The sequence below is a fragment of the Thermaerobacillus caldiproteolyticus genome, assembly GCF_015326725.1.
In the GTDB taxonomy this organism is placed as follows: domain Bacteria; phylum Bacillota; class Bacilli; order Bacillales; family Anoxybacillaceae; genus Thermaerobacillus; species Thermaerobacillus caldiproteolyticus.
In genome coordinates this window covers 3,553,158-3,573,736 of sequence record NZ_CP064060.1, presented here as the reverse complement: position 1 = coordinate 3,573,736, position 20,579 = coordinate 3,553,158, and the positions used below count along the sequence as shown (strand labels likewise).

Here is a 20,579-nt window from a genome sequence, read left to right as displayed (position 1 = left end):
ATATGTCAATGAAAATCGGAACAGCGAACTTTCATGAGCGAGTAGAAGCAGGCATTCACAACTCCTTTATGCGCGGTGCCGTCGCCGGAGCGCAAGAACGGCTGCACACAAGACGATTGGAAGCCGCAGCGGAACTCGGAAATTGGGAAGAGTGGCGAGCGCTAGGGGAAGAAATTCGCCAGCATACATTACAACATCTTGATTATTATTTAATGCAACTAAGTGAAAACGTATCCAGACGCGGTGGGCATGTTTTTTTCGCTCAAACCGCAGAAGAAGCGAATCAATATATTCGCGATGTCGTTGTAAAAAAGAACGCAAAAAAAATTGTCAAGTCGAAATCCATGGTTACGGAAGAAATTCATTTAAATCCCGTTCTAGAAGCGGCAGGCTGTGAAGTGATTGAAACCGACCTTGGCGAATACATTTTACAAGTGGACGACCATGATCCGCCATCCCATATTGTCGCACCGGCACTCCATAAAAATAAAGAACAGATTCGCGATGTGTTTCGAAAAAAACTAGATTACAAGAAAACAGAAAAGCCCGAAGAACTGACGCTTCATGCTCGTGAAATGCTGCGTCACGAATATTTAACTGCCGATGTCGGCATTACCGGCTGCAATTTTGCGATTGCGGAATCCGGATCAATTACGCTCGTCACCAATGAAGGGAATGCTGATTTAGTGACCGCTCTCCCAAAAACACAAATTACCGTCATGGGTATGGAGCGCATCGTTCCAACATTTGAGGAAATGGAAGTTCTCGTTAGTTTATTAACACGAAGCGCCGTAGGGCAAAAGTTAACGAGCTATATTACCGTTCTGACCGGTCCACGCGACGAAGGAGACGTAGACGGTCCGGAAGAATTTCATTTAGTCATTGTCGACAACGGCCGCTCGAACATTCTCGGTACCGAGTTTCAACCAATATTGCAATGCATTCGCTGCGCTGCCTGCGTCAACGTTTGCCCTGTGTATCGGCATATCGGAGGACACTCGTATGGTTCGATTTATTCCGGTCCGATCGGTGCGGTCCTTTCTCCGCTCCTTGGTGGATACGAAGATTATAAAGAATTGCCATATGCCTCGACGCTGTGTGCGGCTTGTACAGAAGCATGCCCAGTGAAAATCCCGCTTCATGAATTGTTGCTGAAACATCGGCAAGTCATTGTCGAGCGCGAAGGAAAAGCACCGATCTCGGAAAAATTAGCTATGAAAGCATTCGGTTTAGGAGCAGCTTCATCATTTCTTTACAAACTCGGCTCAAAAGTAGCTCCAAGCGCACTCAATCCGTTTACGGCCGACAATCGCATTACCAAAGGGCCTGGTCCGTTAAAAGCATGGACAGAAATTCGTGAATTTCCAGCACCGGATAAAGAACGATTCCGTGACTGGTTTCATAACCGCAAGAAAGGAGAACCAGAATCATGAGCAAAGGTGCTATTCATGGTCGTGAGAAATTTTTACAAACAATTGCCAACCGTCTAGGACGGCAGCAGCCGCTTTCCCATGTCGCGCGTCCTCGTTGGAAACATCAGCCGCAATGGACAGTGTTTCAAGGCCGTAGCCAAGACGATCTGCTGGAAGCTCTGAAGTCACAGTGCTCACGCATTCATACAGACTACATTGAAACAACGATAGATGCGTTGTCATCCACATTAAAGAACGTTGTCTTCCATCATGGCGGCGGCCCTGTCGTTACATGGGATGATCCACGCTTTCACGAATATGGATTAACTCATCTGCTGCAAAAAGAATGGCCAAACGAAAACGTCGATGTCCATGTGTGGAACGCTTCCATCGGCAGGAAAAATATTGAATTCGCAGAAAAAGCGAACGTCGGTATCACTTTTAGTGATATGACCCTCGCTGAATCCGGCACCGTTGTTGTACTCAGCGGCAACGGAAAAGGACGTACCGTTAGCTTTTTACCAAAAACGTATATCGCCATTATCGCAAAAAGCACCATTGTACCGCGCATGACACAAGCAGCAGCCCATATTCATCAACAAATAGAAAAAGGAACCATCATCCCTTCTTGCATTAACTTTATCACAGGCCCCAGCAACTCCGCTGATATTGAAATGAACCTAGTCGTCGGTGTTCATGGGCCTGTCAAGGTAACGTATATTATAGTCACCGACCGATGAAATTCGAAACAGGCGAGTTAGGCTTCGTGAACGAAACCTACTCGCCAATGAATTAATATCCTTTCCTAATATCAACTCGGTTATGAAGCGGTTTGTTCATTTCGATATTTTGTAAAGTCTCCAAAAAACATCTCACTGCTTCCTCTGGAGACGTCAAAGCGGATATATGTGGCGTGATAATGACATTCGGGTGCTGCCACAACGGTGATTCCAACGGCAAAGGCTCTTTAGTGAATACATCTAAAATGGCGAGACGAAGATGACGGCTCTCTAATGCATTCAATAACGCGACTTCATCGACAGTGTCCCCTCTTCCGACATTGATAAAACCTGCATTTTTGACATAGGAGAAAATCTCCTCACTAAACAGCCGATATGTTTGCTGTGTGAGCGGAAGCGTACTGATCACCCAATCTGCTTTTGGAAGTACTTCTTTCGCTCGTCCAACAGGAACAACATCTGTAAAATGCGGCTTCGCTCGACCGCTTAACGAAATACCAATCGATTGTGCACCAAAAAAGCGCAAATGCTTTGCTAATTCTTGCCCAATCATTCCTGTGCCATATATCACTATGCGTTGTTCCTGTAAGGGCTTTGGTGCAAGCGGTTTCCATTGCTGCTGTGACTGATACCAGCCGTAGACATCATGACATTGCAAATCGCGCAATATATAACTTAGACAATATTCACTAATTTGCCGACCAAATGAGCCTATCGTCCGAGTCAAAAGAACATCTTCTTTCCACTCCCGGTTAAATAAAAAGGAATCGACACCCGCTCCTAATGAATGCACCCATCGGATATTGCCAAATTCAAAATAAGCAGTTGGCCGAAATCCGACATATACATCTGCCCAAAAAAAATCATCGCGGCAAACCTCATCTTCTTCGACAAAGCGAAAATTCTTGTTCATCTGTTTTCCTTGTAACATCCGTGCCATGTCTTGATACAACCGCCCAGTCACTAAAATGTTTTCAAGTTGCACATTCCCGCCTCCTCTCTACTATTTTCAAAGAAAAAAGGGATGTCCCAAAATGGAGAAATCCCTCATCATGCCATTGTTTCTTCCTTACTTTCCGCCTTTTTATTCGTGATATATCCAGCCGCTAAAACGAAAATCGTTAATCCGGCACTAATTGCATACGTCAAAGGGCCGTGTGGAATATGGAGAAATTTTGTAAATCCTTCATCTTCCATCATCATTTTTCCACCTGTCCACGCAAGAATTCCAGAACCAACATAAGTGATCCATGCGTATCTTTCCATCACTTTCATAATCGCTTTTGAACCAAAAACCATAATCGGAATGCTGACAGCCACACCAAAAGCAATCATGCCGATGTGACCTTCCGACGCTCCGGCTACAGCGACGACATTATCCAAACTCATAACAGCATCAGCCAAAATAATCGTCCCAATCGCTTTCAAAAGACGATCAGATGATTGAATATTCGCCTCTTCTTCGTGTTCGACGAGGACTTTGTACGCAATCCAAAGCAATAAAAGCCCGCCAAGCAAATGCACAAACGGAATATTTAGTAGAAATACAATAATCGCCGCAAATAAAATTCGTAACAGAACCGCGCCGCCTGTTCCCCAAAAAATCGCTTTATTTTGCTGGTGATTTGGCAATCTCCTTGTCGCCATAGCAATGACAATTGCATTATCTCCGGACAAAACAATATCAATGGCTATAATCTTTAATAATGCTATCAATGCATCTAAGGAAATCGCCAAACCTAGCGTATAAAGATTCATTCTTACTCTCCTTCTCCGCCAATTGCTGATATTTTTATTTCTATCTTATAAAATCATATTTATCTTAACTTATAATGATATACATCAGCAACCTAGAGATTTATCCAATTCTATCTTCCATTAGTGCAAACTTCAAACTTTCTTTCGCTGTCTCTATCATTTGGGTATCCCCTAAATCATGACTGTATAAAAGCAATACAATAGAACTATAGACCGCTCGAAACTGGGCGAGCTTTGTTGTTTCATCATCAGCATAACCATAAAACAACGCTCGATTTTCTGGGGCAAAAAGCTATAAACGATAACCAAATCAACAGCAGGATGACCAATATGAACATTGCCCCAATCTATAACTTCGGATAAAATTCCCTCGTCATTCACTAGTAAATTGCGACCCTAAACGAATACTTTCCTATTTTTTATAGTTAATATGACGTAGAGAAGATACGTATCTGTCTAAAACGGAATAATCATTCCATAGCCCCATAATTTTATCTGTTCAATATGCGCTTCAAGTTGTTGTTTTCTTTTTGCTATATCTAAGCGACGATACAATAAGTTATAAGACAACAAAAGCTCCTTCGCATTTTGAAATACTCGTAAAAATTCCGCTAGTGGCTCTATTAGATTTTAATCGTGTTTGATTCGTTTATATTCCCGATGTCTTGGTATCCCGCAAACAGCCAAGAATATATATGGCTTGGCTTTCCGATGAAGATAGGCTCGGGAATTTCAGCTGGTAGGTACGGCACTAATTGTGGAAGAACACGATTTTCCGTTTTGAGCAAATCAACAGCAATAGCACGGTGAGAAAAACGAAGCACATAGGGGTCATTCACGACAAAAACCGTATTATCAAATCCTTTCCCTTAACTCCTTCAAATGAATAACTTCAAACTCTGGAAAACTGCTCGTTAATTAACTGACGCGCTACCTGTTGCGAAACAACGTGTTCAGACGACCAAGGTTGCCCCAGAAAAAACCCCCCTTCTTCTTTAGCTGCACTACACTAGTAGGTGCTTTCTTTCTCCATTTTTCAAAGACATTCATCCGTCTTCACAAAATCATAAAACAGTAGTAGAATTTATGTAATCCTATAAGAAAGGTAGGAATAAAAATGAAACAAACCAATCGCTCTATTCCTCGTCCACTTGTAAGAGCCAATCAATGGTTTATTGTAATAAGTGTTATTGCAACATGGCTGTCGGGACAAGAATGGTTGCTTGCTTTGCCGTTAGGTGCCGGATTGCTTGGACTGTTCTTTGGATTTAATCCCATTATGCACTTGGCAAAATTCTTTTTAAAGAAGCATCCTTCTGAGTATGTCCCAGAAGATGCCGAGCAGCAGCAATTCAATCAAATTATTGCTGTTGTATGTCTTTCGGTTGGATTGATTAGTTACTTAGCTCATTGGATGGTCGTCGCATATATCTTCACAGCGATGGTAGCGTTAGCGGCATTTGTCGCCATCCTCGGGTTTTGTATCGGATGTTTTATTCGCTATCAATGGCAACAATACCGCTATAAAAAAGCTTCGGATCATTGATAGCATACAAAAAATAGGGACTGACCTAATAAAGTGGCAGACCCCATAACTTAATACGCGTTTAGTTCGTTAAATACTGTGGGTCAGACACTTATGAGTCAGCCCCTCTCTACATATCTTTATTAAACCCATCCCGCTTTTTTCTTTCCCTTTAAAAACTGCATGATTACCCATGCGGCTGTGCGGCTTGTCACATCGCGAAAATCGATTGTCGGGTCAATTTCGACAATATCCATCGCTTTCACAATCTCGTATTCCCCCAATAAGGCTACCGCATCTAATAGGGAAGCACTGTCCATTCCTCCTGGACCAATCGCTGGACAACCTGGTGCATACGCTTGATCAAGAACGTCCATATCAACCGAAATATAAATGGCATCCACTTCTCTTTCAAGCTGTTGAACGCTTTCCTCAATAATCTCTTTTATATCTCGATTTCGAACATCTTTCATCGTATAGATAGAAACACCGTGTCTTTTTCCATATTCCGTATAAGTTTTACTATTCGCAAAATCGCGAATGCCGATTTGAATAAGATGGCTCCCTTTGATCGTACCGGATTCGATTAAACTTCGAAACGGAGTTCCATTCGTCGGCCCCCCGTCATCCAAATTGCGCAAATCATGGTGGGCGTCAAATTGAATGACGCCGACCTTCCTCCAGTGTTTCTGAAATCCACTCACAGCAGGAAAGCTGATGGAGTGATCACCGCCAAGGATGATGAATAACACATCTGGATGAACGGCAACAAGTTGTTCAATTGTTTCAGCGATGCGCTTCTGCGACTCAACAATATCCGTTGGATGCATCACAATATCACCATAGTCGGTAATCACCGAATCTGACAAATCAATATCTTCTTCAATGGAATAAGTGCTGTAGGAAGAGAGCATTTTACGAATCGCGCCGGGAGCAAAAGCTGCCCCTGAGTGACTGATAGACGATTTTGACAGAGGGGCACCGATAATACCGATTCTCCCTGCTTGGTTTCCGTCCCATGTATGCAACATTTCACTCGCTTTTTTTACATAGCGGTCTTGAAACACCGCTTTTCCTGATTCTTTAAGAAACCGAAATGGTTGCATCGCTTCGGCCCCTTTCTACTACCACTTTCCCCGCTTTTAATACAGTGTTGACATGGTTCACGCCATAATGATACGGAATGTAAGCATAATTCGGCGCATCCCAAATCACAATATCTGCTTTTCTGCCGATGACGATTCGTCCAGCTTCTTCTCCGCGATTGATCGCATAAGCAGCATTGACAGTCACTGCATGCCAAATTTCCTCCGGTATCATCTTTAACTTCAATGCTGCAAGCGACATAATAAACTGTAAGTTTTCTGTAGGCGAACTGCCCGGATTAAAATCAGTTGACAGCGCCACAGCAGCACCTGCTTCAATCATTTCCCGCGCTCTAGCATACTTTTCTTTTCCTAAATAAAATGAAGTGCCCGGAAGCAGCACGGCAATCGTATCCGAACCGGCAAGTCGCGCGATGCCGTCATCTGATGCACCAACAAGATGATCACTGCTGACCGCTCCTAATTCAACTGCCAATTCCGTTCCGCCAAGCGGTTCAATTTCATCGGCATGAATCTTCACATCAAATCCTTTCGATTTGGCCGCTTGTAAAAACGAGCGGGACTGCTCTACCGTAAACACACCTGTTTCACAAAAGATATCGACGAACTCGGCTAATTTTTCTTTTTGAATCGTATCAAGCAACCGTAACATCATTTCAAGAAAATCGTCCGGATTGTTTTTATACTCCGGCGGAATCGCATGCGCGCCAAGAAATGTCGAAATAAGATCAACCGGATGTCCGTTTTGCAGACGCTTTACTACCCGCAGCTGCTTTAGTTCGGTATCCTCATCCAAACCATATCCGCTTTTTGCCTCGGCCGTTGTAACTCCGTACGACAACATTCGATCAAGATGAAACTTCGCTTTTGTGAAAAGCTCTTCCTCGCTTGCTTTTCTTGTCGCTTGCACCGTTGATAAAATACCGCCGCCTCTTTTTAAAATCTCTAAATAGGGGACACCTTGCTGTTTTAATGTTAATTCATGCTCTCTGGAACCAGCAAAAACAAGGTGGGTATGCGGATCAACAAGTCCTGGTGTGACAAGCTTTCCATTCGCATCGATTACGATATTGGCATGAAAACTTTTTGCTTCTTCGCTTTTGCCGATAAACGCGATTTTTCCATCGTTGATGCCTACTGCCGCATGTTCTAGAAGAAGGAGAGTTTTCATTTGTTCCCCTTTGGCTGGGCCATCTCCTTCCATCGTTAGAAGCTGACCGATATTGACAATAAGCGTATCGAAATGTCTGGTCACGAACTTTTCCCCCTTAACATCGGGACTGTAATATTCATTTCTTTCGCTACCTCAATGGCGCGCTCATAGCCAGCATCTGCGTGGCGAATAATTCCCATGCCAGGGTCTGTCGTTAACACCCGCTCTAAGCGTTCTTTCGCTAAATCGGTACCATCAGCCACAATAACCATACCTGCATGTAACGAATAGCCCATCCCTACGCCACCACCATGATGAAACGAAATCCAGGAACCTCCAGCCGCTGTATTAATAAGAGCATTCAATACAGCCCAATCCCCAACAGCGTCACTTCCATCTTTCATCGCTTCCGTTTCGCGGTTTGGCGAGGCAACTGAACCGCAATCTAAATGATCGCGACCGATGACAATCGGCGCTTTGATCCCCCCTTTGCGCACTAGTTCATTCATCGCAAGCCCCATTTTTACGCGCTCACCGTAACCGAGCCAACAAATTCGCGCAGGAAGTCCTTGGAACGCTACTTTCTTTTGTGCCATCTCAATCCAGCGAATGAGCGCTTTGTTTTCCGGAAACAGCTCCTTAATCAATTCGTCTGTCCGGTAAATATCCTCAGGATCTCCCGATAACGCTGCCCAACGGAACGGCCCTTTTCCTTCACAGAAAAGCGGGCGGATATACGCGGGAACGAATCCAGGAAACGCGAATGCATTTTCGACGCCTTCATCTTTTGCGACTTGGCGAATATTATTGCCATAGTCGAACACAATCGCACCGCGCTTTTGAAACTCAAGCATCGCTTCCACATGTTTTGCCATGCTTTGTTTCGCACGACGCGTATATTCATTTGGATCCTTTCTTCGTAAATCTGCCGCTTCTTCCAGCGACATTCCTGCTGGAATATAGCCATTGAGTGGATCGTGAGCCGATGTTTGGTCGGTAACAATATCGATTTTCACTCCACGTTTTAATAACTCATGATGAACCTCTGCGGCATTGCCGACAAGTCCGATGGACAGAGGTTTTCCTTTTTCTTTTGCTTCATATGCCCAAAGAAGTGCTTCATCTAACGAATCGGTCATGCAATCGCAATATTTCGTATTTAACCGCTTTTGAATGCGGCTTGGATCGACTTCAACAGCAATGACTACCCCTTCATTCATAGTAACCGCAAGCGGTTGCGCACCGCCCATCCCGCCTAATCCAGCCGTGAGCGTTAATGTTCCTTTCAATGTTCCACCAAAATGTTGTTCCGCCACAGTCGCAAACGTTTCATACGTTCCTTGCAAAATGCCTTGTGTACCGATGTAAATCCAACTGCCCGCGGTCATCTGGCCGTACATGATTAATCCCTTTTTATCTAACTCATGGAAATGCTCCCAAGACGCCCATTTAGGTACAAGGACAGAGTTAGAAAGAAGCACTCGTGGGGCGCGCTCATGGGTTTTAAACACGCCGACCGGTTTCCCTGATTGAATCAGAAGAGTTTCATCTTTTTCAAGTTCTCTTAGGGCTTTTACAATTGCATCAAACGCTTCCCAATTTCTCGCTGCTTTTCCTATTCCTCCATATACAATGAGATCTTCCGGTTTTTCCGCTACTTCTGGATCTAAATTGTTATACAGCATGCGGAGAACAGCTTCCTGCTCCCAGCCTTTACATTCTAATTCGAGCCCCTTTTTTGCTTTAATATTGCGTGAAGTTGTTTGGCTCATCATCATTTTTCCTCCTTTTTGTTAGTGCTGATTAGTAGTTGTCATTTTTTTCACAAACGCGGGCCAATCAAGCGTTTTCAACCATCGCGCCGTAGCTTCAATGTCGTTGGAAAAGACGCGATCTTTTGTGATGGATGGTACAACCTTTCGTGCGGCTTCATAAAACATTCGCGTTTTTGTCCCCATCTTCTCAACGCCGCGATACTCCACGGCTTGCATCGCACAAATGAGTTCAATCGCGAGCACCCGTCTTGTATTTTGCAAAATCGCGTAAGCGTGACGGGACGCGATCGTTCCCATGCTCACATGGTCTTCTTGATTCGCTGAAGACGGAATGGAGTCGACGCTTGCTGGATGAGCGAGCGTTTTATTTTCCGACACAAGTGAAGCGGCTGCATACTGCATGATCATTGCCCCCGACTGCAGTCCAGGAGCCGGGCTCAAAAACGGCGGCAAATCGTTCAGTTGAGGATTCACAAGCCGTTCAATCCTACGCTCGGAAATGTTCGCTAGTTCACTAATGGCAATTTTCATAAAATCCATCGCCAGCGCAATTGGCTGTCCGTGAAAATTGCCTCCAGAAATCACTTTCGCCTCGTTTTCAAAAATAAGCGGATTGTCCGTTGCCGCATTCATTTCGATTTCCAACTTCTCTTTCACATAGTCAAGTGCTTGCCATGACGCTCCATGTACTTGCGGAATACAGCGAAGAGAGTAGGCATCTTGTACGCGCAATTCTCCTTGTCTTGTCGTCAGTTGGCTGTCTGCTAGATAATCGCGGATTCTTGCCGCCACTTCGATTTGCTGGTTATAGCCACGTGCCAAATGAACACGCTCATCAAACGCGTCAATAATTCCGCGTAATCCTTCGAACGTTAGTGCAGCAATCGCTTCGCTTTCATATGCTAACTGTTCTGCTTCCAAATAACCGACAATACCCATCGCTGTCATCGCTTGTGTTCCATTGATCAGCGCCAATCCTTCTTTCGCCTTTAACGTAAGCGGAGCGATTCCCTCTTTGGCTAGAGCTTCGATCGCCGGTAGCCGACGTCCGCGGTAAAACACTTCCCCTTCCCCCAAAAGCACAAGAGTCAAGTGGGAAAGCGGAGCGAGATCACCGCTTGCTCCAAGTGATCCTTGCTGCGGAATGACCGGATGAATTTTCGCATTCAGCAAATCTAATAACCGTTCAATGACGACTGGACGAACGCCCGAATATCCTTTTAAAAGCGCATTCGCGCGCAGAAGCAACATCGCACGAGATACCACTTCTGGAAACGGCTCCCCCACACCGCACGCGTGCGAATGAATTAAATTCCATTGCAATTCTTCTACATCGTCCGCATGAATTAACACATCGCTAAACTTTCCAAATCCTGTGTTGATGCCATAAACAATTTTTTGATTCTCAACGATTTCTTCGACTGCTCCTCTGCTTCTTTCAACCACCTCCATACTTTCTTTCGAGGCAATAACAAGTTCGTCTCGGTACAATACCTGTTTCACTTCTTCCAACGTTAATGTATGACCTGTTAACACGACCATGATCTGCACATCCTCTCTCGCATTAGAGAAATAAAGAAGGAGGCTGTATCCGCAACATGTTTTGTTTGCGATACACAGCCTCCTACTGAACTAAAAACTATAGGCTTTACATATGGTTAATTCCTAATCCAATCGTCTCATGCTCTAATCCACGAATCGGCGCGCCAATCGTACCGTACAAGGCAACAGCGATCCATTCCCCTTCTTCGTCGTTTTCATACGGTTTTCCTCTCACAACGGCGAAACGAAGACCGACCGTTCTCATTAAATCTCCTAACTCCACTTGTCCTCTCGTTACGCCTTGCACCGCTTCAATGATCGCGTGATATAATGCATGCATTTCCCGATATAGCTCGCTGTTCACCACATTGTTTCGTTTTGCGGCTGTTTCAATGGAAGAAACAATCTTTTGCAGTTCCATCGAGCCAACTTTTCCTTTGCAGTAGCGCCATTCTAGCGCATCTAAATGGGTAGTGATTTCTGCTTCTTCCTCTTCTTCCAACATAGCGAGCAATACCGCATTTCGTCCAATTCTTCCTTTTGCTTGCTTAAGCATGACATCCGCACCTATTTTTGTAATTTTCAAAATAAACTATTAGCTTATTGTTATTGTATGGTTTGACTTTTTTATTGTCAACAATTTTTTGCCATATTTTAGAAAATTAATATGGTGATTTGGTAATAAACTAAAGCAGCAATTAGCTATGTTGTTTGCATACGCAAGAATAATACTGCTTTTTCTTGACAACATAATGGTATAAGAGAAGGAAGGAGAAACTGAGAATGTTACCGACTTTCATCCGAGCAAGTCTTATCATTTTGTCTTGGTCTACCGTTTTCTTTTTACCAAAAAACTCTTTAAAGAGATTTCTTCCCGTGTCCTTCTTTACGTCATTATTGGTAGTATTGATGAGCATGTTGTCGATTCCATATAAATGGTGGACAGTGCAAGGAAGCATGAAACGAAAAATTACGAACGATTTAAGCTTTATTTTTGGTCCTTTTTTCGTAGGAACCATATGGATTTTTCATTTTACGTACGGTAAGTTTTGTTTATACCTTATAACCAATGCAATGATGGATTACACATTCGCCTATCCTTTAACAGCTCTCTTTCAACGACTCAAAGTATATAAATTAGTCAACTTTAAACCTATCCATGTTTTTCTTTCCTTTCTTTCGTATGCCGTTATTATTTATGGGTACCAATCATTCCTGCAAAAATCGCAAAGCAATCGTTTTATAACCGAGAGATAAGTCTCTCGGCTTTTTTAATATAATACCTGCAACAAAAGCAATTACTTCTACCTCCCATAAAAATTTTGCTTTGAATGCTCATTTACTATTTACATATTTTTGAAATAATGATATCATAATGATATAAAATTGATGTTAAGGTGGGGGTACTATGAAAGAAACAAAAGCGTGGTATATCAACGGTTTTGTTGGGATTATCTTCATTGCAGCTTTATTAGGAGGGGCAATACTGAGCATTCTCCATGAAGCAATCGGTATCGCTGCTTTATCTATTGTATTGGCCATGATATTAGCAAGTGGCATCTCGATCGTTCAGCCTAATCAAGCAAAAGTCGTAACATTTTTTGGCCGTTATTTAGGCAGCATTCGTGATAGTGGATTATTTCTTACAATTCCATTAACAATTCGCCAAACCGTTTCTCTCCGTGTTCGCAACTTTAACAGCAGCACGCTAAAAGTCAATGATGTCGAAGGAAATCCGATCGAAATCGCTGCGGTCATCGTATTCAAGGTCATCGACTCGGCAAAAGCCATTTTCGATGTAGAAAATTATGAAAAGTTTGTCGAAATTCAAAGTGAAACAGCCATTCGTCATGTCGCTACGAAATATCCTTATGATACATTTGAAAATCATGAGATTACATTAAGAGGAAATGCCGATGTGATTTCTGAAGTATTAGCGAAAGAATTGCAAGAACGGCTGACTGTTGCCGGTGTGGAAGTGGTGGAAGCTCGTCTCAGCCATCTTGCGTATTCCCCTGAAATCGCGGGTGCCATGCTACAGCGACAACAAGCGGCAGCGATTTTGGCGGCACGGAAAAAAATTGTGGAAGGAGCCGTTTTCATGGCACAAATGGCGATTGAGCAGCTTGACAAGGAAGGAATCTTGGAGTTAGATGATGAAAGAAAAGCGAATATGGTCAATAACTTATTGGTCGCGATCGTTTCTGAACGCGCTACCCAACCGGTCATTAATACCGGAAGTTTATATTAATGGTTGTGGAGTGATATGGCAAAAAAGAAAAGCTTCCCATTACGAATTGACCCTGAACTATACGAAATCATTGAACGTTGGGCACAAGAAGAGTTTCGCAGCGTAAACGCTCATATCGAATTTTTGTTGCGTGATGCCGCGCGGCGTGAAGGACGTTTGAAGAAAGACAAAAAGAAAACAGATGAATAAGAAGTTAAGGCCCCTGCTCTGTTGTAAAGAGCGGGGGTTTTTATGTGTGAGGATATGAAGTGTTAGCGAGGTAGCAAAAATTTCAAAATCATATCATAGCAAGTATTCTTATAAAACTCATGAAGCTGGTCCTCGTCACGCATTAACCACTGAATGAGACAACCATCGATGATTGATCGAATCATTTTTGCAGCTGTATCCACATCAATGTCCGATGAAAATGTTCCTTCTTTTTGTCCAAGCGCAACAATGTCGCGTCCTATTTTCCAACAGTTTTCATAAAACTTGAGATTAATTTGTCGATATTGTGGATTTCGGCTAGCTTGAGCCATAAAGTCAAGATACACTTTGTAAAACTTCTTATTCTTTTCCGGATCGATAAAAACCGAATGGATGTATGCCTGTAATTTTTCTACCGCTGCTGTTTGCTGACTAACCGCCTTATACTCATGCTGATAAATGCGATCCGTCACCCATTCTAACAAGCTTAAAAACACATCTTCCTTATTTTCAAAATAATAATTCGTAACCCCTTTGCTTACACCTGCATAATCAGCAATATCCTGTAATGTAACCGTTTCGTATCCTTTATCTGAAACCGCCTGAAAAGCAGCCCTTAAAATTTGTTCTCGCCTTTCTTCTGCTTTTTTCTTCATAAAGACACCCCTCGAACTTCAATCATAACGCTATTATACATGAATTTGTGACGACAAAAATATTTTGACCGGTCAGAATAATTTTGTTATCGTTATAGGCAAGAATATGAAAAATCGAAGAGGGGGATGTCAAGTGAACCAATTCAAAGCGTTAGTGGTGAACAAAACGGAGACAGATTTTACAGTGAATGTCCAAACCGTCTCCATGAATGATCTTCCAGAAGGAGATGTCGTCATTAAAGTTGTTTATTCTAGTGTCAACTATAAAGATGGACTAGCGTGCATTCCGAACGGAAAAATTGTGAAATCATATCCGTTTATCCCGGGTATCGATCTAGCTGGCATTGTCACTTCTTCTAATGACCCGCGCTTTAAAGAAGGAGACGAAGTCATTGCAACGAGCTATGAAATCGGCGTGTCGCATTACGGAGGCTACAGCGAATATGCCCGTATTCCCGGAGATTGGATTGTCCCTCTTCCAAAAGGGCTGACACTCAAAGAAGCAATGGCTTTAGGAACGGCAGGGTTTACAGCGGCATTGTCTATCCACCGCTTAGAAGAAAACGGCTTATCTCCTGAAAAAGGAAAAGTACTCGTTACAGGAGCTACTGGCGGGGTCGGAAGTATCGCTGTTTCCATGTTAGCAAAGCGAAACTATCATGTTGTCGCAAGCACAGGCAAAGAAACAGAACATGAATATTTACGCGAGCTCGGTGCAAAAGAAATCATCTCTCGTGAAGAAGTTTGTCTAGAACAGATCCGTCCGTTAGATAAGCAATATTGGGCAGCAGCCGTTGACCCTGTTGGCGGAAGAACCCTTGCCTCTATCCTTAGTAGAATCCAATATAACGGCTCCGTAGCTGTCAGCGGGCTAACAGGGGGCACAGACGTTCCAACAACCGTCTTCCCATTTATCCTTCGCGGAGTCAACTTACTTGGCATCGATTCAGTCTATTGCCCAATGGAATTACGAAAACAAATTTGGGAACGCATGGCCACTGATTTAAAACCTGATAAATTACTAGAATCTATTGCACAAGAAATCACTCTTGAACAACTTCCTAATGCATTATCGAATATTCTAAAAGGCAAACTACGCGGCAGAACGGTTGTAAAGCTATCATAAATACAGTGGAAAAATTTATAAAATCAGGGGGCTGATTATCCGTGCCCCCCTCTTTTCATTTAGAAATAGAAGCTATTTAACGTCCTAAACGCAATAGCGCATTGATATTATGTTTTACTAATTACTCTGCAATTTTGTCCCCCCCTTTCCGATAACCAATCGTCTCCCCTTTCAACAAAAGGAAATCTTTCATTCGATTTTTCCCACTTCTTTTTCCCCTTCATTTTTTCCGTGAACAAAAAATCTTTCACCTCTGAAACAAACTACGAATACTTTGACAAAATGCTTCACATCTTCTACCGCCACAAAGCGGCTGTTCAGCACCAACTTTCCTTCTTTTTAACTATAGACGTGTTGCCGTCTTGAAAACCATCCGAAGCTCATGACACCAGCGTTGTCATTTGAATTTTGCCATGCATAAATCCATAAAAGTTCACAAACGAACAGAAAAAAATCAATCGCAGTACATATACACGCAAACCGCTTAATACAATGAAATAGCGAAGCAGGAGGGAAAAAAATGGATGATATTTACCGTGTCCTCAAGGTTATTAGCGAATCAAATACGAAAAGCGTTTTGGCCACCATCATTCACGTTGAGGGCTCCGCCTATCGCAAAGAAGGGGCTTGCATGTTGTTTCAGGATGATGGAACGCAAATTGGATTGCTAAGCGGCGGATGTCTTGAGGAAGATTTGGCAATTAAAGCGCAGGAAGTATTGCGGGAAGGATGTGCGAAAACGTTTGTTTTCGATATGAAACATGAAGATGACCTTTCATGGGGACAAGGAACAGGATGTAACGGAATCATCCACGTCCTCTTGGAACCGATTAACGAAAAGTTTCGAGAATATTTGCTTACATTAAAGGACCGCTTAGATCGAAGAGAGCGCGTGCTGCTCGCGAGAAAATTAACCGCTCAGTCTGATGAAAAAAATCTTTTATTTTTAACAGAGAGCGGCTCGACATTTGGCGGCTGGAAAGAAGAAATACCGCAGAAGCTAAGAGATTTATTACATTCATCGATCCCTTTTAAAGCAATAAGCGGGATTCAAACCATTTCAGACATGCCCTTTTACATTCACCATTACTGGCCAAAACCGCGGCTTATTATTTTCGGAGCTAATCCAGACACAAAACCGCTCGTCTCCTTTGCTCATCAACTAGGGTTTCTCATCATCGTAACGGATTGGCGTCCTGCTTTATGTAATAGGGAGCATTTCCCTGACGCCGACCAATTGATGATCGGTTTTCCAGAAGAGATCGTCCCGAAACTCTCTCTGACTCCTTACGATTTTGTTGTTATTATGACGCACCATTTTCGGCGGGACCAAGAAATTCTTTCATTACTAATCAATAAAAAATTATATTATTTAGGAATTTTAGGTCCAAGAAGACGTACGGAACGCTTACTGGGTAATCAAGTAATTCCCCCGTTCCTTCATTCACCAATCGGATTGGCAATCAGCGCTCGTGGGCCTGAAGAAATCGCAATTAGTGTGTTAGCCGAGATCATTCATACGCTACGAAACGGTTCAAAGGAAAGGACAGCCTTGTTATGACGAAACGGCGAATTATCGGTATTTATCTTGCTGCTGGAAAAAGCTCGCGAATGGGAACAAATAAACTTATGCTTCCGTTGAAAGAAGAGAGGCTTGGGAGCATGGCATTAAAAAAGGCTCTGCACTCCAATCTTTATCACGTCGTAATCGTTACACGAGAAGGTGACACTCTGGATTGGATTGCTCCCGAATTATTTGCACATCCTTTGCTTGAAAAGTGGAGCTCCGTTGCATGCCCGCGATCATCTTACGGGCAATCTTACTCTTTAAAGTGCGGCTTAAAGCAAGCATACCAACTACGCGCGGAAGCGGTAATCATACTGCTGGCTGATCAGCCGTTCATAACGGAACACATGATTAACCAATTAATTTTTTACTATGAATCTTGTCCTCTTCCTTATATCACCGTCACACATAACGGAATTCCGATGCCGCCCACTTTATTTTCTGCTGAAACATTTCCACTTTTGCTGCAACTAAAGGGAGATGAAGGAGCACGAAAACTCATTCGTAAACAGTGGAAAGAAAAAGGAATGAGGCTTGAATACGAAGACCCCCTTTATTTTTTGGATATTGATACAAAACAAGACTACTTTTTGGCCATCACTGAGTTGAAAAGAAAGCGAGGTACCAGCTCAATATGATTGGAAAAAGCGTCATTCGCAAAGAAGCGTGGGATAAAGTAACAGGCGCAGCGAAGTATACAAATGACTATGTTACCCCAGGAACCTTGCACGCTAGACTTGTTACAAGCCCTTATGCCCATGCGAACATTCAGGCGATCGACATCGAAAAAGCGCTCTCTGTTCCAGGGGTACGGGCGATTGTAACAGGAGAAGGGCTGCCGCTTACCGGAGAAGACTTGCTTGACCGTCCCCCAATTGCCTTTGAAAAAGTGCGTTATCATGGTGAGGTTGTTGCCGTTGTTGTGGCGGATACGCTTGTTCAAGCGGAAAAAGCTGCAAATCTTGTCCGAATTACTTATGAACCTCTTCCTGTTGTCGGCTCACCTCGTGAAGCGTTAAAAGAAGGAGCACCTCTAATCCATGAGCAACTAGGAAGTTATCAAAAAGGACGCGGGATTTATCCTGAACCCAACACAAATATTGCTCACCGCACGAAAATTCGCAAAGGCAATATGGAAAAAGGCTGGGCAGAAAGCGATGTCGTCGTGGAGGCAAGCTTTTCCTTTTCCCCATCAGACCATGCAGCGATGGAAACAAGATGCGCTACCGCTGAAATTCTCCCAGATGGATACATTATCATTTATGCTTCTTCCCAATCACCTTTTATGATAAAAAAGCTGATTAGCTCATACTTTGGCGAAGATGTCGGAAAAGTGATTGTCCACACTCCGCTCGTCGGCGGCGCTTATGGCGGGAAAACTCCTGTTCAATTAGAACTTCTAGCATACTTAGCATCAAAAGCCGTCGGTGGGAGAAAAGTGAGCGTCTGGAATACAAGAGAAGATGACATTATTACTTCGCCAGTTCATATTGGTTTGGAAGCTACCGTCAAACTTGGCTGTACGAATGACGGTTACTTAAAAGCAGCGGAAATTCTTTATTTATTTGATGGAGGCGCTTATTCTGATAAAGCGATTGATGTCAGCCGCGCTGGTGCTGTTGATTGCACAGGCCCTTATCATATTGAAAACGTCTGGTGCGATTCATTGTGTGTATATACCAATCATCCGTATGCATGCCCATTCCGAGGATTCGGTCATGGAGAGCTCTCATTTGCGATCGAACGAACGATGGATTTATTAGCAGAAAAGTTACAAATGGACCGTCTAGAATTGCGGATGAAAAATGCCATCCGCCCCGGCCACACGACACCGACACAAGTTCTTTTAAACAACAGCAACGTTGGCAATTTACCAAAATGCATCGAACGATTGCGCGAATTGATTCATTGGGACGATTGGCAGCGTATCGAAATCGATGCACGGACCGTTCGTGCCAAAGGAGTTAGTTGCATATGGAAAACGTCAACTGTTGATACAGACGCTAGTTCCGGAGCTATTTTAACATTTAACCCAAATGGGAGCATTAACCTTATCTCCGGTGTTGTCGAGATTGGCACTGGGACAAAAACGATTCTTGCACAAATACTTGCCGAAAAGATGAAAATGGATATAAAAGACATTCATGTGAAGATGGAAGTCGATACGCAAACAACCCCTGAACATTGGAAAACGGTAGCGAGCCGCGGCACATTTATGGCAGGAAGAGCCGTACTGAAAGCGGCAGACGATGCGATTCGTCAGCTAAAAGAAATTGCATCTATCGTATTGCGCGCGTCCGTTGAAGACTTAGAAGTCGGCTACGGAAAAGTTTTTTTACGGGACGACCCAGCCATTTATGTCAATATAAAAGACATCGCCTACGGTTACAAATATCCGAACGGAAACGCCATCGGCGGGCAAATCATCGGACGAGGCAATTACATTTTAAGACATTTAACGTATTTAGATAAAGAAACTGGCGCAGGAAAACCAGGACCGGAATGGACGGTCGGAGCGCAAGCCGTCGAAATCGAATTCGATAAACGAGATTACACGTATAAAATCATCAGAGCTGTTTCCGTCATTGATATTGGAAAAGTGCTCAATGAAAAAGCAGCCATCGGGCAAGTGATGGGGGCAATGAGCATGGGGCTTAGCTGGGCAAGCCGCGAAACGTTCCTCTTTGACCGATATGAAAGAGTGTTGAACCCGCAGCTACGAACATATCGACTGCTTCGCTTCGGAGAGCATCCAGAGTATATTGTCGAGTTTGTCGAGACACCGCAAATTGATGCTCCGTATGGAGCCCGCGGCGCCGGTGAGCACGGACTCATTGGAATGCCGTCTGCATTAGCGAACGCCTTATCAGTCGCTGCCGAAGTGCCCCTGAATGAACTCCCTCTTGTTCCTGAACTGATTTGGCGAAAAAAGAAGGGGGAACATCATGGTTCCATTTGATTTTACGTATCACCAGCCGTCATCGATTCACGAAGCCATTCAATTGTTTCAGACACTACAACAACAGGGAAAAAAACCGATGTATTATGCGGGAGGAACGGAAATCATTACGCTCTCACGACTCCATCTCGTCTTTACTGATGCGGTCATTGACATCAAACAAATCCCCGAATGTCAAGTTCTCGACATTCAACAACAGCAGCTTGTTCTTGGTGCCGGTGTATCGTTAACGACCATCGAAGAAGCCAACCCCTTTCCTCTATTAACGAAAACCGCAAGCGAAGTCGCTGACCGTACGGCACGCAACCAAATTACATTAGGTGGAAATATTTGCGGACAAATTTTTTATCGAGAGGCAGTATTGCCTTTATTGCTCGCTGACAGCGAAGTCGTCATTGCCGGAAAGGACGGGGTGCAACAACGTTCGATCCATCAAGTATTTCAACAGCACATGCAATTACAACCGGGCGAATTTCTCATTCAAGTGAAAACGGAACAGACATACTTATCTCTTCCATATGCCCACATAAAAAGGCGAAAACAAGGAGAAGTCGGGTATCCGCTTGTGACGGTGGCAGCATTAAAAAAAGATGGGCAACTCCGGGTGGCATTCAGCGGCGTCTGCCCATTTCCGTTCCGCTCCCAAGCGGTCGAAGAGCGCTTAAATCAGCAACTTCCGGTCAATACACGAATTGACGAAGCCCTTCAACACCTTCCCCGTCCAATTTTAGACGATATTGAAGGGTCAGCACAATATCGCCTCTTTGTGCTAAAACATACGCTCTTTGACATCATCACTGAACTGGAGGGAGAATAAACG

General features: G+C 43.6%; 19 protein-coding genes and 1 pseudogene. 10 read left to right on the top strand and 10 right to left on the bottom strand.

The features are described from left to right. The first annotated feature begins 2 nt into the window (after positions 1 to 2). The gene (locus ISX45_RS17955; RefSeq protein WP_181557304.1) at positions 3 to 1,433 is read left to right on the top strand and encodes a LutB/LldF family L-lactate oxidation iron-sulfur protein; all 1,431 of its coding nucleotides are present in this window, start codon (positions 3 to 5) and stop codon (positions 1,431 to 1,433) included. Next, the gene (locus ISX45_RS17950) at positions 1,430 to 2,152 is read left to right on the top strand and encodes a LutC/YkgG family protein (protein WP_181557305.1); all 723 of its coding nucleotides are present in this window, start codon (positions 1,430 to 1,432) and stop codon (positions 2,150 to 2,152) included. The genes ISX45_RS17955 and ISX45_RS17950 overlap by 4 nt, the downstream gene beginning before the upstream one ends. A gap of 52 nt (positions 2,153 to 2,204) precedes the next feature. Here ISX45_RS17950 and ISX45_RS17945 read toward each other — a convergent pair whose 3' ends face one another. The 4 genes and pseudogenes from ISX45_RS17945 to ISX45_RS20375 all read right to left on the bottom strand — a co-directional run. Continuing rightward, on the bottom strand, positions 2,205 to 3,137 hold the full coding sequence (locus ISX45_RS17945; protein ID WP_194519566.1) for a D-2-hydroxyacid dehydrogenase: 933 nt from the start codon (positions 3,135 to 3,137) through the stop codon (positions 2,205 to 2,207). Positions 3,138 to 3,202: 65 nt separating this feature from the next. Next, positions 3,203 to 3,910, bottom strand: coding sequence for a TerC family protein (locus ISX45_RS17940; protein WP_181557307.1), 708 nt, complete (start codon positions 3,908 to 3,910; stop codon positions 3,203 to 3,205). 171 nt (positions 3,911 to 4,081) lie between these two features. Then, positions 4,082 to 4,291, bottom strand: coding sequence for a hypothetical protein (locus tag ISX45_RS20380; protein WP_194519565.1), 210 nt, complete (start codon positions 4,289 to 4,291; stop codon positions 4,082 to 4,084). Positions 4,292 to 4,533: 242 nt separating this feature from the next. Further along, positions 4,534 to 4,764: pseudogene (locus tag ISX45_RS20375) on the bottom strand (hypothetical protein); the annotation flags it as partial. Between the two features lie 263 nt (positions 4,765 to 5,027). Here ISX45_RS20375 and ISX45_RS17930 point away from each other — a divergent pair. After that, positions 5,028 to 5,456 carry a DUF4395 domain-containing protein gene (locus tag ISX45_RS17930; RefSeq protein ID WP_181557310.1) on the top strand — a complete coding sequence of 143 codons (429 nt, stop codon included), beginning with the start codon at positions 5,028 to 5,030 and terminating at the stop codon, positions 5,454 to 5,456. Positions 5,457 to 5,578: 122 nt separating this feature from the next. Here the strand turns inward: ISX45_RS17930 and hutG are convergent, their stop codons facing one another. From hutG to hutP, 5 genes are all read right to left on the bottom strand, one after another. Beyond that, entirely contained in the window at positions 5,579 to 6,541 is a 963-nt protein-coding gene (gene hutG, locus ISX45_RS17925; protein ID WP_181557311.1) for a formimidoylglutamase, read from the bottom strand. Then, a complete protein-coding gene (gene hutI, locus ISX45_RS17920) occupies positions 6,519 to 7,745 on the bottom strand; it encodes an imidazolonepropionase (RefSeq protein ID WP_228485733.1) in 1,227 nt (408 codons plus the stop codon). The genes hutG and hutI overlap by 23 nt, the downstream gene beginning before the upstream one ends. A gap of 47 nt (positions 7,746 to 7,792) precedes the next feature. Beyond that, positions 7,793 to 9,466, bottom strand: coding sequence for a urocanate hydratase (gene hutU, locus ISX45_RS17915; RefSeq protein WP_194520746.1), 1,674 nt, complete (start codon positions 9,464 to 9,466; stop codon positions 7,793 to 7,795). 21 nt (positions 9,467 to 9,487) lie between these two features. Then, positions 9,488 to 11,011 carry a histidine ammonia-lyase gene (hutH, locus tag ISX45_RS17910; RefSeq protein WP_194519563.1) on the bottom strand — a complete coding sequence of 508 codons (1,524 nt, stop codon included), beginning with the start codon at positions 11,009 to 11,011 and terminating at the stop codon, positions 9,488 to 9,490. A gap of 106 nt (positions 11,012 to 11,117) precedes the next feature. Beyond that, positions 11,118 to 11,567 carry a histidine utilization transcription antiterminator HutP gene (hutP, locus tag ISX45_RS17905; RefSeq protein ID WP_181557314.1) on the bottom strand — a complete coding sequence of 150 codons (450 nt, stop codon included), beginning with the start codon at positions 11,565 to 11,567 and terminating at the stop codon, positions 11,118 to 11,120. 852 nt (positions 11,568 to 12,419) lie between these two features. On the opposite strand from hutP, the gene ISX45_RS17900 reads away from it, so the two are divergent. After that, the gene (locus tag ISX45_RS17900) at positions 12,420 to 13,262 is read left to right on the top strand and encodes an SPFH domain-containing protein (RefSeq protein WP_194519562.1); all 843 of its coding nucleotides are present in this window, start codon (positions 12,420 to 12,422) and stop codon (positions 13,260 to 13,262) included. Between the two features lie 15 nt (positions 13,263 to 13,277). Continuing rightward, positions 13,278 to 13,451 (top strand): type II toxin-antitoxin system antitoxin, encoded by a 174-nt coding sequence (locus ISX45_RS17895; RefSeq protein WP_181557316.1) that lies wholly within the window; start codon positions 13,278 to 13,280, stop codon positions 13,449 to 13,451. Positions 13,452 to 13,513: 62 nt separating this feature from the next. On the opposite strand, the gene ISX45_RS17890 is transcribed toward ISX45_RS17895, so the two are convergent. Then, complete coding sequence (locus ISX45_RS17890) at positions 13,514 to 14,107, bottom strand: TetR/AcrR family transcriptional regulator (protein WP_194519561.1); 594 nt, start codon at positions 14,105 to 14,107, stop codon at positions 13,514 to 13,516. A 106-nt stretch (positions 14,108 to 14,213) separates the two neighbouring features. On the opposite strand from ISX45_RS17890, the gene ISX45_RS17885 reads away from it, so the two are divergent. The 5 genes from ISX45_RS17885 to ISX45_RS17865 all read left to right on the top strand — a co-directional run bounded on the left by ISX45_RS17885 (position 14,214) and on the right by ISX45_RS17865 (position 20,576). Continuing rightward, positions 14,214 to 15,233 (top strand): NADPH:quinone oxidoreductase family protein, encoded by a 1,020-nt coding sequence (locus ISX45_RS17885; protein WP_220129589.1) that lies wholly within the window; start codon positions 14,214 to 14,216, stop codon positions 15,231 to 15,233. A gap of 520 nt (positions 15,234 to 15,753) precedes the next feature. Beyond that, positions 15,754 to 16,794, top strand: a complete 1,041-nt coding sequence (locus ISX45_RS17880) for an XdhC family protein (protein WP_181557319.1) — start codon at positions 15,754 to 15,756, stop codon at positions 16,792 to 16,794. Next, complete coding sequence (locus ISX45_RS17875) at positions 16,791 to 17,438, top strand: NTP transferase domain-containing protein (RefSeq protein ID WP_194519560.1); 648 nt, start codon at positions 16,791 to 16,793, stop codon at positions 17,436 to 17,438. Before ISX45_RS17880 ends, ISX45_RS17875 begins: the two co-directional genes overlap by 4 nt. Further along, positions 17,435 to 19,759 carry a xanthine dehydrogenase family protein molybdopterin-binding subunit gene (locus tag ISX45_RS17870; protein ID WP_194519559.1) on the top strand — a complete coding sequence of 775 codons (2,325 nt, stop codon included), beginning with the start codon at positions 17,435 to 17,437 and terminating at the stop codon, positions 19,757 to 19,759. The genes ISX45_RS17875 and ISX45_RS17870 overlap by 4 nt, the downstream gene beginning before the upstream one ends. After that, positions 19,746 to 20,576, top strand: coding sequence for an FAD binding domain-containing protein (locus ISX45_RS17865; RefSeq protein WP_181557322.1), 831 nt, complete (start codon positions 19,746 to 19,748; stop codon positions 20,574 to 20,576). Before ISX45_RS17870 ends, ISX45_RS17865 begins: the two co-directional genes overlap by 14 nt. Positions 20,577 to 20,579 lie beyond the last annotated feature (3 nt).

What these genes read in the sequence shown, in the direction of transcription:
- ISX45_RS17895 (WP_181557316.1), top strand. Translation starts at nt 13,278, where the DNA reads ATGGCAAAAAAGAAAAGCTTCCCATTACGAATTGACCCTGAACTATAC.
- ISX45_RS17865 (WP_181557322.1), top strand. Translation starts at nt 19,746, where the DNA reads ATGGTTCCATTTGATTTTACGTATCACCAGCCGTCATCGATTCACGAA.
- ISX45_RS17880 (WP_181557319.1), top strand. Translation starts at nt 15,754, where the DNA reads ATGGATGATATTTACCGTGTCCTCAAGGTTATTAGCGAATCAAATACG.
- hutP (WP_181557314.1), bottom strand. Translation starts at nt 11,567, where the DNA reads ATGCTTAAGCAAGCAAAAGGAAGAATTGGACGAAATGCGGTATTGCTC.
- hutU (WP_194520746.1), bottom strand. Translation starts at nt 9,466, where the DNA reads ATGAGCCAAACAACTTCACGCAATATTAAAGCAAAAAAGGGGCTCGAA.
- hutH (WP_194519563.1), bottom strand. Translation starts at nt 11,011, where the DNA reads ATGGTCGTGTTAACAGGTCATACATTAACGTTGGAAGAAGTGAAACAG.
- ISX45_RS17900 (WP_194519562.1), top strand. Translation starts at nt 12,420, where the DNA reads ATGAAAGAAACAAAAGCGTGGTATATCAACGGTTTTGTTGGGATTATC.
- ISX45_RS17885 (WP_220129589.1), top strand. Translation starts at nt 14,214, where the DNA reads ATGAAAAATCGAAGAGGGGGATGTCAAGTGAACCAATTCAAAGCGTTA.
- ISX45_RS17875 (WP_194519560.1), top strand. Translation starts at nt 16,791, where the DNA reads ATGACGAAACGGCGAATTATCGGTATTTATCTTGCTGCTGGAAAAAGC.
- hutG (WP_181557311.1), bottom strand. Translation starts at nt 6,541, where the DNA reads ATGCAACCATTTCGGTTTCTTAAAGAATCAGGAAAAGCGGTGTTTCAA.
- ISX45_RS17950 (WP_181557305.1), top strand. Translation starts at nt 1,430, where the DNA reads ATGAGCAAAGGTGCTATTCATGGTCGTGAGAAATTTTTACAAACAATT.
- ISX45_RS17955 (WP_181557304.1), top strand. Translation starts at nt 3, where the DNA reads ATGTCAATGAAAATCGGAACAGCGAACTTTCATGAGCGAGTAGAAGCA.
- ISX45_RS17890 (WP_194519561.1), bottom strand. Translation starts at nt 14,107, where the DNA reads ATGAAGAAAAAAGCAGAAGAAAGGCGAGAACAAATTTTAAGGGCTGCT.
- ISX45_RS17930 (WP_181557310.1), top strand. Translation starts at nt 5,028, where the DNA reads ATGAAACAAACCAATCGCTCTATTCCTCGTCCACTTGTAAGAGCCAAT.
- ISX45_RS17940 (WP_181557307.1), bottom strand. Translation starts at nt 3,910, where the DNA reads ATGAATCTTTATACGCTAGGTTTGGCGATTTCCTTAGATGCATTGATA.
- ISX45_RS17870 (WP_194519559.1), top strand. Translation starts at nt 17,435, where the DNA reads ATGATTGGAAAAAGCGTCATTCGCAAAGAAGCGTGGGATAAAGTAACA.
- hutI (WP_228485733.1), bottom strand. Translation starts at nt 7,745, where the DNA reads ATGGAAGGAGATGGCCCAGCCAAAGGGGAACAAATGAAAACTCTCCTT.